This window comes from Bacillus sp. AFS017336, assembly GCF_002555445.1.
Taxonomy (GTDB): domain Bacteria; phylum Bacillota; class Bacilli; order Bacillales; family Bacillaceae_G; genus Gottfriedia.
In genome coordinates this window covers 147045-161596 of sequence record NZ_NUCO01000015.1, presented here as the reverse complement: position 1 = coordinate 161596, position 14552 = coordinate 147045, and the positions used below count along the sequence as shown (strand labels likewise).

At 32.1% G+C, this 14552-nt stretch carries 14 protein-coding genes; 3 read left to right on the top strand and 11 right to left on the bottom strand.

Going from position 1 to position 14552, the window contains the following annotated elements; translation table 11 throughout:
- Positions 1-28 precede the first annotated feature (28 nt).
- The 3 genes from CN601_RS07880 to CN601_RS07870 form a co-directional block, all read right to left on the bottom strand.
- A complete protein-coding gene (locus CN601_RS07880) occupies positions 29-874 on the bottom strand; it encodes an EcsC family protein (protein ID WP_179865485.1) in 846 nt (281 codons plus the stop codon).
- A gap of 108 nt (positions 875-982) precedes the next feature.
- On the bottom strand, positions 983-2170 hold the full coding sequence (locus tag CN601_RS07875; protein ID WP_098170711.1) for an acetate kinase: 1188 nt from the start codon (positions 2168-2170) through the stop codon (positions 983-985).
- A 90-nt stretch (positions 2171-2260) separates the two neighbouring features.
- The gene (locus CN601_RS07870) at positions 2261-3253 is read right to left on the bottom strand and encodes a class I SAM-dependent methyltransferase (RefSeq protein WP_098119246.1); all 993 of its coding nucleotides are present in this window, start codon (positions 3251-3253) and stop codon (positions 2261-2263) included.
- Positions 3254-3573: 320 nt separating this feature from the next.
- On the opposite strand from CN601_RS07870, the gene CN601_RS07865 reads away from it, so the two are divergent.
- Together CN601_RS07865 and CN601_RS07860 are read left to right on the top strand one after the other, a co-directional pair.
- Positions 3574-4305: a hypothetical protein gene (locus tag CN601_RS07865; protein ID WP_098170710.1), complete on the top strand. Its 732-nt coding sequence runs from the start codon at positions 3574-3576 to the stop codon at positions 4303-4305.
- A 15-nt stretch (positions 4306-4320) separates the two neighbouring features.
- Positions 4321-5643 (top strand): glycosyltransferase family 2 protein, encoded by a 1323-nt coding sequence (locus tag CN601_RS07860; RefSeq protein ID WP_098170709.1) that lies wholly within the window; start codon positions 4321-4323, stop codon positions 5641-5643.
- A 36-nt stretch (positions 5644-5679) separates the two neighbouring features.
- Here the strand turns inward: CN601_RS07860 and CN601_RS07855 are convergent, their stop codons facing one another.
- The gene (locus tag CN601_RS07855) at positions 5680-6720 is read right to left on the bottom strand and encodes a phosphatidylglycerol lysyltransferase domain-containing protein (protein ID WP_179865484.1); all 1041 of its coding nucleotides are present in this window, start codon (positions 6718-6720) and stop codon (positions 5680-5682) included.
- Positions 6721-6883: 163 nt separating this feature from the next.
- Here CN601_RS07855 and proC point away from each other — a divergent pair, with 163 nt between their 5' ends.
- The gene (gene proC, locus CN601_RS07850) at positions 6884-7690 is read left to right on the top strand and encodes a pyrroline-5-carboxylate reductase (protein ID WP_098170707.1); all 807 of its coding nucleotides are present in this window, start codon (positions 6884-6886) and stop codon (positions 7688-7690) included.
- Between the two features lie 147 nt (positions 7691-7837).
- Here proC and tpx read toward each other — a convergent pair whose 3' ends face one another.
- From tpx to CN601_RS07815, 7 genes are all read right to left on the bottom strand, one after another.
- Positions 7838-8338 (bottom strand): thiol peroxidase, encoded by a 501-nt coding sequence (tpx, locus tag CN601_RS07845; protein WP_098119251.1) that lies wholly within the window; start codon positions 8336-8338, stop codon positions 7838-7840.
- 91 nt (positions 8339-8429) lie between these two features.
- Positions 8430-8873, bottom strand: a complete 444-nt coding sequence (gene ytfJ, locus CN601_RS07840) for a GerW family sporulation protein (RefSeq protein ID WP_098119252.1) — start codon at positions 8871-8873, stop codon at positions 8430-8432.
- 12 nt (positions 8874-8885) lie between these two features.
- Positions 8886-9392, bottom strand: a complete 507-nt coding sequence (locus CN601_RS07835) for a DUF2953 domain-containing protein (protein WP_179865483.1) — start codon at positions 9390-9392, stop codon at positions 8886-8888.
- A gap of 337 nt (positions 9393-9729) precedes the next feature.
- On the bottom strand, positions 9730-11310 hold the full coding sequence (locus CN601_RS07830) for an amidohydrolase (protein WP_098170705.1): 1581 nt from the start codon (positions 11308-11310) through the stop codon (positions 9730-9732).
- 170 nt (positions 11311-11480) lie between these two features.
- Positions 11481-13055, bottom strand: a complete 1575-nt coding sequence (mbcS, locus tag CN601_RS07825; protein ID WP_098119255.1) for an acyl-CoA synthetase MbcS — start codon at positions 13053-13055, stop codon at positions 11481-11483.
- A 197-nt stretch (positions 13056-13252) separates the two neighbouring features.
- Positions 13253-14122, bottom strand: coding sequence for an aldose 1-epimerase family protein (locus tag CN601_RS07820; protein ID WP_098170704.1), 870 nt, complete (start codon positions 14120-14122; stop codon positions 13253-13255).
- A 143-nt stretch (positions 14123-14265) separates the two neighbouring features.
- Positions 14266-14472 carry an alpha/beta-type small acid-soluble spore protein gene (locus CN601_RS07815; protein ID WP_098119257.1) on the bottom strand — a complete coding sequence of 69 codons (207 nt, stop codon included), beginning with the start codon at positions 14470-14472 and terminating at the stop codon, positions 14266-14268.
- Between the last annotated feature and the right edge of the window lie 80 nt (positions 14473-14552).

The window sequence follows — 14552 nt, the reverse complement described above, 5'->3', positions numbered from 1 at the left end:
ACATTTTAACTATGGACTATGGATTTTTTTATTCTTCTAAAGCAATTCGTTTTGATAATATTCGATATTGATAAAATTGTTTCGTATACTCTAATACATTTTTGGTAAACGATTCATTCCATTTAGATCCTACCGTGACGCCTAATAATGGAATACCACCAAATAGCTTTTTCCTCAATGAATGTATGACGAATAACTTACTCATTTGTAATAGGAGCGTATAGTAGAAACCTTCTCCTTTAAATTCATTTTCCCAAGTCGCAAATACATCATCATCTTCATGCTTTTGAATATCTGTCATTAAATGATTCCATATAACATATTTCTCAGGTGACGGGAGAATTGCACCTTGAAGTACTTTTAAGCTACACTCCATCTCTTTTGGAATACTAACATCATATCCATAACAAAGTGCTATTTCTTGTACCGATTTCAGATTAATTAATAATATTGCAGGCAGGTCTCCAAATAAGGCTAGTTTTGAACTCGTTCCGCTGATCCCACCTTGAACACATGAAATGATTAATGCTTTTGATATTTCTTGCTCAGCTAAAAAATTTAGTTGTCTTAATGGTAATTTTCTTAAATCACTAATTATCTTAATATCACTTTTCAAAATTTGAGCTCGATTTAGAATATCTAGTTTCTTTTCTTGAAAATGTTTTGATGATTGTAATAATGACTGTGTGTGGAAAAAAGCAGTTGAAAAAAAATCATTAAAGGCATTCGAATAGTCTTGAGGAATTTTCTGAAGGAGAAGATTAGAAGCTTTTTGATAGATCTGCTCAAATTTATTTAAATTTTGATGCTGTTGTTTCTTTTCAATTAAATCGTTCAGTTCAATCCATAATTTAATTTCCGTCAACTGATCCATATTATCACCTCGAATATAAAAAAACGTAGAGCAAAAATGTGATCTCATTTAAAGAATATGAGGTCAACTATTTTTGTATGCTCTACGTTCATTATTCAAATGGAATTATTACATTCCAACACGCATTACGTCTCTTGCGATCATAACTTCTTCATTTGTAGGAATAACGATAACTTTAACTGGTGAGTGATCAAAGCTAATGAAAGCTTCTTTTCCTCTAAAGTTGTTTTTACTTGGGTCAAAATAAACTCCCATAAATTCAAGACCTTCTAAAACGGCTTGACGAATTTCCGGACCATTTTCACCAATACCAGCAGTGAAAATAATTGCATCTACGCCCTTCATACGAGCAGCGTATGAACCTAAATATTTGTGGATACGGTTTACGAAAACACTTTGAGCGATTTTCGCACGTTTATTACCTTCTTCAGCAGCAGTCTCAATATCACGAAGGTCACTTGAGAATCCAGAGATTCCAAGCATTCCGCTTTGTTTGTTTAATACATCAAGTACTTCCTCAGCTGTTTTGCCTGTTTTCTCCATAATAAATGGAATTAAAGCAGGGTCTAAGTTACCTGAACGAGTCCCCATAGTTACACCTGCAAGTGGAGTGAATCCCATTGAAGTATCAATTGATTTTCCACCATCAACTGCAGCAATACTTGCACCATTTCCTAAGTGACATGAAATGAATCTTAACTCTTCAAGAGGTTTACCAATCATTTCAGCCGCTCTCTCAGTTACATACTTATGAGATGTACCGTGGAATCCGTATTTACGAATACCAAATTGTTTATAGTACTCGTAAGGTAAGCTATAAAGATAAGATTCTTCAGGCATTGTTTGATGGAATGCAGTATCAAACACTGCTACTGCAGGAACATTCGGTAATAGTTCTTTAAACGCACGAATACCAACTAAGTTAGCTGGATTATGAAGTGGAGCTAAATCAGAAAGTTCGTCAATTTGCTTCTCAACTTCTTCAGTAATTACTACAGAATCAGTAAATAATTCTCCACCATGAACTACACGATGTCCAACACCATTAATTTCATCATATGAAGAAATTACGCCTAAACCTGTTAGCTTTTCAAGAAGCATTTTAACTGCTACAGAATGATCTGCGATATCAGTAACTTCTTTAATTTTTTCACCATTTACTGTAATTACAAATACGCTATCCTTTAAACCGATACGCTCTACTAAACCAATTGTAAGTACTTTTTCACTAGGCATTTCAATTAACTGGAACTTTAGTGACGATGAGCCTGCATTAATCGCAAGAATATTTGCCATTCTTCTACATCTCCTTTAAACATGAAACTGTTATATTTTATTTATCGAAATCATTATAACACAAATTAGTTTACGTGTTTAAAAGTTCAATTATTGTAAATTTTCTTTAAACCATTCATTCATTTGAATCATGATATTTTCAATTGCCTTCATATTAGTTAACTTAGGGAAATCAACTAATAAAGCCTGTTTTGGCTTGTTCATATTTTCTGCATTTTTTCGGATTATTAATATACTTTTTTGATGTCTTTCATCTTTAAAGGCAGATACTGGCAACTGTATCAATCCTTGAATGACGCCTGTTTCATTAATATAGCTCTGTAACTGTGCTGATTGTTCAGACGTAAATAGATGATTTGGAACTAATGAAATGAAAAATCCACCAGATTTTAAGTAGTTCATACTTTGCTCAATAAATAAATGATGAGCAAACGACATACCTTCTTTTGCTTTTAGAGCAAAATCTTTTGAACGCTCAGCGTTTGGATAAAAACCAATAGGCAAGTCACAAACAACAAGATCAACTGGATCAACAAATAACGGTGCCAAACTATCTTGATTAAATAATTCAACTTCGTGTCCTAACAAATTGCCAATAACAAACGCGATCTTAACTAAAACGTCATCCACATCAATCCCAACAGAAGCAGTAAATTTATCCTTTAAAGAATTTAAAATTGTTAATAAAAGATTACCCGTACCAATTGCCGGATCTAATATCGTTAAATTTTGTTTTCCTTCTGTCAGCTTTCCAACTAAGTAAGACATAATAAAAGCAATGCCATCAGGAGTCATTTCATGGTTTGTTTGCACCCCTTGTTTCATACCTTTTAAAATTGCTAATTGAAAAGCTCTTCGAATGCTTTCATTATCCTTTGATGCTGACGAAAATTCATTAATTGTTTTCATAAGCTTTTCTTTTTGTAAGTCATTAATCTCTTCTTGTAACACTTCGCGCTCAAAGAAATTTTCCCCAGTTTCAATTAATGCCTCTAAATAGGATATTTCTAAATTATCTTTTAAACATTCTGTCGATTCATCTATGTAATTAAATAAAAACTCTACTGAATTCTCTTTTACCATTTTGTATTCCTCACCTTCATAATTGAACAGTCATTGTTTCTCATTATACTTATGCATTTAAAGCGTGTCCACTTTATAGAAATGGCAGACCTATTATGATGTAACTCTCAAGTAGAAGGGATGAAAAAATATTCTATAGATTAATCTTAATACAAAATTAACGTTGGATATATTTAACATTGTGAATATTTAATGACTTTCAAAGTATTTTTTAATTTTTCTAATATAATAAACAAGAATTATTATGAATTGAAAGGAGGAGTGAGAGCAAATCAATATTAGATCAGTAATGCATTTATATAGGAAAACGGGGTTATTATATGTCGAATTACTATAAATTAGCTCTTTTTTGGATTTTACAGGTTATTTGTTGCTTACTTTATTTACATTTTTCACCAAGTATTCAACAAGCCATTTTTTTAACAATAGCTTTTATTATTAGCGCTATTGTATTTACTTTCACTTCTACAATACTTTCATTTACTTATTATGTAGCAATAACACTTCTATCCTCTTTTTTTTATATGTATTTGGCATTATCACAATCGTGGACACCTATTGATCAAAGAGATCATATTATAGCTCACTTTATCTCGATCGCTTCTTTATTTATTTTATTTATTTCTAGCTATCATTTTAAAAAGATCGCTAAAGAAAATATTGCCTTATCAAAAAAACTAAAGGAACTTGAAGGGTATATCTTAAATACGAAAGTATTGTCACAAAGAGAATTTGAAAATCGTGCAGAAATTGTTATGAATGCAATGAAACGTAGAAATGAAAATGGTTATTTAATAACGATTAATTTAGCTAAATTGAAAAAGAATATAAGAAAAAGTATATTTTATGATTTGTCGGATGCCGCTTTAATTTCTGTCAGAAATCAATTTGATTTAGTAGGTCAGTTTGAAACTGGAGAGGTTAAAATACTTGTTCAAAATACAAATAAAGATGGAGTCGACATTGTATTAAATAGACTATTTGCTAATTTTAATAAAAAGATTGACTCAAATATAAATAATCAACTAATTATTAATACAACTTTGATTTAATTGAGGTGAAATGAAGTGCGTGTTTTTTTTGTTATATTTAGTTTCATTTTACTATGTATAGGTATAATTGCTGTTTCTTTCTTTTATGGCATTAAAGTGATTTTACTTTTTTCAACTTTTTTATTTATCACACTATTATTATATTATTCCCTTTTAACTGTAGCTGGCCTTTATTTCCGTTCAAAATCGCATAAGGAATATCAGGTTAAAGAACCAATTACTAATTATCCAAGTGTAGATATATTAATCCCCGCTCATAATGAAGGGGTTGTTATAAAAAATACTTTGGCTGCTATGGCAAAAATTAAATATCCTGGATTGCTGACAATTTATTTACTAGATGATAATTCGCAAGACGAGACTGGTGAAATTGCAAAGGAATTTGCTGATGCATATAGTCATATTCAACATATTAAAGTTCCTTCTGGAGAACCAAAAGGCAAATCACGAGTTCTAAATTATGGATTAAGCATCTCAAAAGGAGAATACTTTTGTGTTTATGATGCAGACAATCAGCCTGAACCAACTGCATTAAAAAAATTAGTTGAAGCAGCACTTGTTACAAAAAATTCAGCAGGAGCGGTCGGTTACGTTAAAACAATAAACGAATCAACGAATTGGTTAACCCGAATGATCTCGATTGAATTTCAAGTTTTTCAATTATTGATGCAATCTGGTAGGTGGCAATTGTTTAAAACTGGTTCTCTTACCGGAACAAATATGTTAGTTAAAAGAGCTGTCATAAATGAACTCGGCGGATACGACCCATATGCGATCGCGGAGGATGCTGAATTAACTTTAAGGATCACACAAGCAGGATACTTTCTTCCAATCGTTCCAAATTCAGTTACATGGGAGCAAGAGCCTGAGACAATTAAAGTATATATAAAACAAAGAACTAGATGGTTACAAGGAAATTTATATATTCTTGAGAGAGTTTTTACTACACCAGGCTATTGGAATGGTCGATTAATTATTCACTCATTACACCAGTTATTAGTCTATGTAGTATTTTGGATATTTTTAGTCATATCCTATAGTTGGTTTATACTAGGTGTACTTGGTTTATTTTCAATTCACTATACAATCCCACTACTCTTTATTTGGTATCTTTCATATTTAGTTTATACGGCCCAATTGTTCAGTGCACAAATTGCAGAAAAAACGTTAAGTCCAATTAATATTTTCTGTTCATTTATCATGTACTTTACCTATGCGCAGCTATTTACGTATTTATTTATAAGAAGTCTTGTATTGTATATTAAAGCAAAAATAAATAAAAAAACAATCGGTTGGGATAAAACTACTCGTTTTACACATCAAAAAAACTTATTTTAAACTAGATAAACAAAAAACCTCTATTTTAGAGGTTTTTTAACTTATTTTCACCTTTTTGAGGATTGGTTTTTTTAATCTAGTTATATAATTTAAGTTTTTTTGTCCGTGGACAAGAAGGTACAAAGATGTAATGACCGACATTAAAGTATACGGCTTATAAGCTAAGTACTTTGACTCCCATTTGTTCGCAAATTTACTTTTAAACGTCAATAATCCTTTAAAGTTATAAATTGAGTTACCATACTTAAAAATGATCTTTGCGAATTTTTCAATATAAGATGCACCTGAATCTAATCCGACATTCGCTAGCGGAGCCATTCCAAGGCTGCAGCTTTTAAACCCATTTTCTTTAGCCCAAAACATAATAGAAACAAAAAGCATATCCATCGTTCCATATGGTAATTCTTTTAAATATCTCATTAAATCAATCGTTATATTATCACCTTGTATCGGCAATGTTGTAAAAGCAATGACTTGACCATTTATATTTCTTAAAATTCCTACAGGAAAATTTGAAACATAATCAAAATGGAATGATCCTACTGAAAAAGACAATTCTTCCCTACCATTTAACCATTCATCCGAAACCTCTTTTAATTCTTGAAGTAGTTCAATCGAATGACCAGGCATATTTACTTCAAATTGATAGCCTTGTCGAATAAATTTATTCCTTTTTGTTCTTAGTTTTGCTCCTTTTTTGCCTGTAATTTCAAACTGTTCAAGTTCAACAATTGCTTCTTCACCTAATTTTAACAACCGATAACCGGCTTTTTCATATAATATTTTTGATTTTTCATCTATTTGATAAAAGCTTGGAATACATTTAATACTTTTACAATAATTTTCAAACTCCATTAACTTTTCAAAAGAAACCTCTCCAATTGGATCGCATAAAACAACTAATTTGTTACTTTGTTTACGATAAATAAATGCAGACTTTTGATCTTCTGAAAGAAATACTTTTTTATCACCAAGTAATCCCAGATGAGTTAATGATGTCCCACCATATGTATCAATAAGTTGTTGAATGATCTCAATTGTAGTTTTATGATTTGATTCTTTTAAAATTGCTTTCATAATACCCCCTAAATATAGAGTCATATTTCTCAATCTTTATTTTACAAAAAATAATTCTAAGTGTGTATCCAATTCATCGAAATATTTTAATAATGTATTATTTGGTAATATTAAACCCCTCCTGTATAATTCAATTTATTAAACTTATTGGATGTGAAAATGTATGAATAAGAAGATTGGTTTTATTGGATGCGGAAAAATGGCCCAAGCCATGATTGGTGGGTTGATCGATTCAAATGTGATTGGAAAAAATCAGATTTATGTAAGTGCAAGGTCAAATGAGACGCTTGAAAAAGTTAAAAATTTATACGGGGTTTTAACTTTAAAAAGTAATATCGAGTTAGCTCAACAAGTTGATTATTTGTTTTTAGCTGTGAAACCTGATTTATATCCAACAATCATTGAAGAAATTAAAGAAGTAGTTTCACATAACACTGTCATCATTACAATTGCTGCTGGCATTACTTTAGAAGGTGTAGAAAAGTCATTTGGTAAAGAAGTTAAAATTGTAAGAACAATGCCAAATACACCATCTTTAGTTAGGGAAGGTATGAGCGCTCTTTGTCATAATCATATTGTTACTGAAAATGAACTAAATGAAGTTATGGAGATTTTTAATAGCTTTGGAAAATGCGAAATAGTTAATGAGAAATTAATGGATGCAATTCCTGCTATAAGCGGCTCGTCACCTGCATATGTTTACTTAATGATAGAAGCATTAGCGGATGGGGCTGTTTTACAAGGAATTCAAAGAAACCAAGCATATAAGCTAGCTGCTCAAGCAGTTTTAGGAGCTGCAAAAATGGTACTTGAAACTGAATTACATCCTGGCGAATTAAAAGACCAAGTATGTACACCAGGTGGTGCAACAATCGAAGCAATTGCTGAATTAGAAAAGCAAGGCTTCCGTTCATCAATTATTTCGGCAATGGAGCGTTGCACTGAGAAATCAAAGTCATTAGGAAATTAAATTATCAAAGCGTTGGCTAACCGTAATAATTAGTTTTAATCAGATTCACACTCACATTTAAATGTGGGTGTTTTTTTATCACGAAATATAAAAAAACTGCCGAGATTTACTCGACAGCCTTTTAACTCTTAATTGAGTTATTTTAAATTATTTAGCAGCTTTTACAGCTTCGATTGCTGCTTCATAGTTTGGATGTGTTGTACCTTCAGCTACGTACTCAACGTAAGTAACAACATCATTTGAGTCTACTACGAATACTGCACGAGCTAATAAACGTAATTCTTGCATTAATACACCAAATGCTTCACCAAAAGATGCATCACGGTGATCAGATAAAGTATGTACATTTTCTAAACCACTAGCAGCACACCATCTTTTTTGTGCGAATGGTAAGTCCATAGAAATTGTTAAAACTTCTACGTTTTCTACGTTTGATAATTCTTCGTTAAAACGACGAGTTTGTGCATCACAAATACCAGTGTCTACAGAAGGTACTGCGCTAATTAAGCGAACTTTACCAGCTGAAGCTTCTAAAGTTACTGGGCTTAAATCATTTGCTAAAACAGTAAAGCTTGGAGCTTTTTCTCCTACTTTTACTTCTTGTCCAACAAGAGTTACTGGATTGTTTTTAAATGTTACAGATGCCATGTTATTTCCTCCCAAAATTACAAAATGTTCACAACATTTATCTTACTGGAAGGACACCTTGATTGCAATTAACTTTACTTAAATTTTATATTTAATCTAAATCTGTATCAAAATCTTCTTCAGGTTTATCTGAATCATCTTTTTTCTTCATGTATTTTTTTACTTTTTCTAAAGCTTGTGGTGTTAAGTCCATTAGCTTTTCAATTAAATGCGTATTTTGATCTAAGTGAAGTAATTTAACTCCATCTTTGCTTACAATTAAAAAGGCAATTGGAGTGATTGATGCTCCACCACCAGTACCACCTCCAAATGGATGTGGACTTCTTACTTCAGCCTGCTTTACACCATCTACAAGATGATAATTTCGAAATTCACTTCCACCTGCTGCGAAGCCAACTCCCACTTTTGATACAGTTAAAATTAAGCTTCCATCAGGTGTTGAAATAGGATCACCAATAATCGTATTAACATTAATCATTGCTGATAAGTTTTCCATTGCTGCGTGCATTAAGTCTCCAATAGGATGTTGACTCATTGTTAATCACCTCTAATTAGTTTCGATTGGATGTGTTGCTTTAAATTCTTTTCTAGTTTTCAAATATGCTTTTAAAAATAATAATCCCGCAAATACTGCCTTTCGTACCGAAAATGAAAACCTGATTTTACCAGTCGTTTCCATTATATTTGTATAATAGTTCGGTGTAATATCGATCGTTGGAGGATGATGTAAAACCGTAAATTTGCTCAATAAGTTTTCTAAAATACCGATTGCACTATAAGCCGTTCCGATCGATATCCCTGTTAAAGCAGAGTTTCCAACACCAAAATGAATATGGTAAGTTAAATTGTAAATTTGTACAGACCTTAGAAATTTCGTAATGATAGTATGTCCATTCGAATATAGATTTATGAAAAAATCAATTTGTTGAAAGACAGAGATATCCCTTTTCTTCTCTAAATCCGACACATCTTCCTTAACTTCTTTTGGTCTTTTTAAAGGAACTGTAAAGTTAAAATGTATTAAGTTTTTCAAAATAGAAAGTTTAACATTCATAAACCGTTCTTCTTTTGTATAGACACTGTTAATAACTACTTTCATATTAATAAAAAGTACAAAGAGTATTAACAGAAACACTATGAATGCAATAAAAATTAGAATAGAGTATATATAAAGCAAAAAACCACCCTTTTTTGTAACAGTATAGGCAAACCAGTAACTGGATAAACAAAAAAAGAACGGTAAATTTAAATACCATTCTTTTAGAGTGTTGAACTATTGAGTTGTATTCGAACGATTTGTGAAATTTGTTGATAAAAACAATTTTTATTGATAAATTATTTGCTTAAGTTGATGTAGTTACGATGTTTAATGATTGATCATCCAGCCTTTACTATCGCTCCTCTGTCTTTCTATAAACAGTATTTCCTCGGCAAATAGTTTCACTACATTTTACAGATAGTAGACTGTCTGGATCTAACTCAAAGGGATCTTCATCAAACAGAATAAAATCAGCGAAATACCCTTCTTTTATTAATCCTCTTTTGTCATCTTGACCGAATGATGCCGCACTATCAACTGTATAAAGTTTAATTGCTTCGTACAAGCTAATTGCTTCTTGAATATTATAGACTTCTCCGTTTTTTGCTTTTCGAGTAACCGCTGTATAAATTCCTTGCCATGGATTAACTGTATCAATCGGTGTATCTGACCCGTTCGCTAAAGCAATTGATTCATTTAGTAAAGATTTCATCAAGAATGCATAGTGGTTTCTACTATTTCCGATTCGATCTACTAACCATGGGTAATCAGCATATAAAAATGACGTTTGTACATCAACTACGATATTTAGTTTTTTCATTTCCTCAATTAGCTTAGGTGATAAAAGAGCACAATGAATAAATCGATCTGGTAGTTTACCTTCATTAAGATACTTTTTAACTGCATCAATACCCTGCTTTACAGCTAAGTCACCAATCATATGAAATGCAATTGGCAAATTATTTTCTCGTGCTTTTTTCGTAATTACTTCTAATTTTTCTGGGGAAGTCACCTGTAATCCAGTTATCCTATTGTCGTCTTCGTAAGGTTTTTCAAGCAGGGCTGTTCTACCACCAAATGAACCATCAATAAATGCTTTTACGCCTCCGAAAGATACATTTTTATTTCCGCTATGTAATCTATCTTTAACCTCATCTAAAGTTGTGTGATGAATTAAGACATGAGTATGGAATGGAACTTCATTTAAAAGTTGTTCATATAAATCAATGACTAAATTGGCATTACCATAGTAAGATAAATCCTCCGTAACGGCACCAACAATACCATGTTGATAACAATCTTTTATTGCGGAAATAATTGCTTTTGACAAATATAGATCATCAGGTGCCGGCATTGCTTTAAGGACTAAATTGACAGCTTCATCATACAATAAACCGTTTAACTGCCCATCCTCGGAGAATCCAATTTGTCCACCTTCAATCTGCATATCGTCATTTATACTTGCTTTATTAAGTGCAAGAGAATTGACAAAATAGACATGTCGACAAGTCCTTTTTAACACAATCGGATTTGTATTCGATAATCGATTTAAATCGTCGATACTAAAAGTTGGTATTGAATCCCATTCATTTTCGTTCCATCCCTCACCTATAATCCATTCATTAGAACCTGATTCACTAACTGCTTTTTTCATACGCTCTAGCATTTCACTATATGTACTACATTTAGTCAAGTCGACGCGATTTTTCGCTTCACCATGTCCAATTAAATGTAAATGACTATCAATAAATCCAGGAAAACCAGTTTTCCCATTACAATCAATCTTCTCAAATTGTTCGCCATCTAAATAAGATAATAGCGAATTATATGTCCCAGTTTTTACAATTCGGTCATCTTCCGTAATAATTGACTCTACCTTTTCCCCTTCACTTTCCATCGTATAAAATAAACCATTATACCAAAGCTTTTTCATCTAAAAACCACCATCCCTTTGCTAATTCGTTATTTTTTCCAAACAAAAATAAAGAAAACTCGCCGGTTAGCGAGCCCTTAGGCGTATAAACTTAAACTTTCCCTCACCTTTGTACTTTCTTAATATGAAAAAATGAGGGAATTCCCCCTCATTTTAACATAAGTATTTACTCAATTCGATTCACGTAATTGTTCCATTGCACGCAGCTCTATTCTTCGGATTTTACCAGAAGTTGTTTTCGGTAGCTCTTGAACAAATTCAATTTTACGTGGATATTTATATGGTGCAGTAATTTTTTTAACGTGCTCTTGTAGTTCTGAAATTAAATCTTCTTGATTTTGGGTATTCTCTGTCAATACAACAAATGCCTTTACAATATTTCCACGTAAAGGATCAGGACTTGCAACGACTGCACATTCCTTTACAAGCTTGTGTTGTACAAGAGCATCTTCTATTTCAAAAGGACCAATTGTATAACCTGAGCTAATGATAATATCGTCACTACGTCCATCGAACCAATAGTAACCATCTTCATCTTTTTTAGCTCGATCGCCAGTTAAGTAATACTCACCTTTTTTTTGTGCATTTGTTCGCTCCATATCATTATAATAGTGTTTAAAAAGAGCAGGAGAGCTTAAATGCACTGCAATATGTCCTACTTCATTAAATCCGACCGGATTTCCTTCATCATCCACGATTTCAACTAGGTTACCAGGTGTAGGAATTCCCATTGAACCTACCTTTGCTTTAATGTCCTTCATCGTTCCAATTAATAAAGTATTTTCAGTTTGTCCATACCCATCTCTTACATCAACATTAAAATGTTTTTTAAATGTACGGATTACCTCTTGATTTAATGGTTCACCCGCTGAAACAGCACTTCTTAATGCTGGTAATTGATATTGATCTAAATTATCAACCTTAGCCATAAATCGATATTCGGTTGGCGTACTGCAAAATACTGTTATATTTTGTTCTTTAAGTAATGTTAAGAAAGTATTTGCATCAAATTTCCCTTCATAAAAGAACCCTGTTGCCCCACTTCCTAACGTTGCTAAAAACGGGCTCCAGATCCACTTTTGCCATCCTGGACCTGCAGTCGCCCATACAGTGTCCTCCTCAGTAACATCTAACCAATTTGAAGCAACAGTTCGAATATGCGCATATCCCCAACTGTGAGTATGTACAACTCCTTTTGGATTGCCAGTCGTTCCAGATGTATACGAAATAAATGCTAAGTCATCACTTTTTGTTTCTACAGTTAATACGTGGGCTCCGCTAATCGCTTGATCATTTAATGAAGTCCACACAGTTTGTTGATTATGGATTGTAAATAATTTATATTTTCCACTTTTAGCAATTTCACTAAATGTACCTATATATTCATCATGCGATACAATCGCTTTAACATCACTATGTTCTAGACGATATTGAATATCCTTAACAGTTAACATTTCAGAACCTGGGATGACAACACATCCGATTTTTAAGATTGCTAAATAAACTACATAAGTCTCTATACATCTAGGCATCATTACAAAAAGTTTGTCCCCTTTTTCAATGCCACTATTTTTAAATGTAAAAGCATATTGATGAACTTTATTATAAAGTTCCTTATATGTTATCTGATTGGATTCACCGTTTGAATCAACCCATTTCAACGCTACTTTATCCGTTGTTGCAAATTTTTCAATTTCCCATACTAGATTATATACTTTTGGAGCTATTAAACTTGTTCCGTTCATCTTAGTTAGTCCTCCTTTTGATCATTACTAAAATTATATTTCGAATTTTGCAAAATAGAATAATAATGGTTTCGTTAATTATATCGTCAATTCCTGCTAATTATCGACTATTTTTCAGAAAATTTAAACAAAAATGCACAAAAAAAATAAACCACCTAGATAGATGGTTTCACTTCTTATGATCTAAATCTTTCTATTCAACTACCAACTGTAATACTGTAAGTACAAGTAAACGTTTCATTAGGATTTAAATTTTGAATACCTAGTTTGTTTTTCATTTCTTTTACTGGACCAATTTCATCTGCAATTCCATACCATGGTTCGATGCATAGAAATGGCGCAGTTTGTGTTGTCCATATTCCTACGTATGGAAAACCTTCGAAATTTACTTTAATCATACTACTGTGATTTTTCGAACGAATCGTCATTACATTTTTATTCAGCTTTTCAAATATTAAAGCATCATCTTTAAACAGCTCTCGAGTTAAAGGTAAATTCTTTATATTTTGAGCGATCAGTTCTCTTTTGCCATTTCGATAAGGTCCTTCTAATTTAATTGTTTCTAATTTTTCTTCTTCTTCAAATTGTAAATAATAGTCCTCAAAAGTTTCACCTTCCTTGAGAGGAATATTAAAAGCTGGATGAGCACCTATTGAAAACGGCATTGATTTCTGATCATTATTCGTTACGACATTCTTAATAAAAACAGTATTATCCTTTACTTTATAATTAATATTTAACGTAAATTGAAATGGATACTTTAAAAGGGTTTGTTCACTACTTTTTAACTCATAATTGATTTCATCTTCTTTTAGATCAGTTAATTTAAAATCCATATCTCTTGCAAAGCCATGCTGAGAAAGCTCATAAATATGATTGTCCACTTTATATTGATTATCAATTAATTTACCTACATTCGGAAATAAAACAGGTGCATGTCTCCCCCAATAAGCAGGATTAGCGTTCCATAAATAATTTAGCCCATCCTTTTTATGATAGATACCTGTTAACTCTGCTCCCCCGGATTTAGTTGTAATTCTAATAATTTCATTTTCAATGTATGACATGAACAGGTCTCTCCTTCAATTTATTCTCTCTATTATAGCAAAGATTGATCTCGATACTAAATCATCGAGAAAGAGAAAGACAAAGACAAATAGAAAAGGGGTAGGTTTGACCCTACCCCTTAATCCATAATTATTTAAATTTATTATTTTGAATATCCACCAAGGCTTTGTTCAGCCATTTGTACTAAACGTTTTGTGATTTCACCACCAACAGAACCATTCGCGCGAGAAGTAGAATCAGGGCCAAGTTGTACGCCAAACTCTGTAGCAATCTCATACTTCATTGCGTCTAATGCTGCTTGCGCACCAGGTGCTACTAATGAATTACTTGAATTATTTCTATTTGTCATGTGTTGTCACCTCCTTGTGAGTATAGAGTGTGATAAAACACATGACTTCATTCATAATTTTACTGGTAATTTTTAGTAAT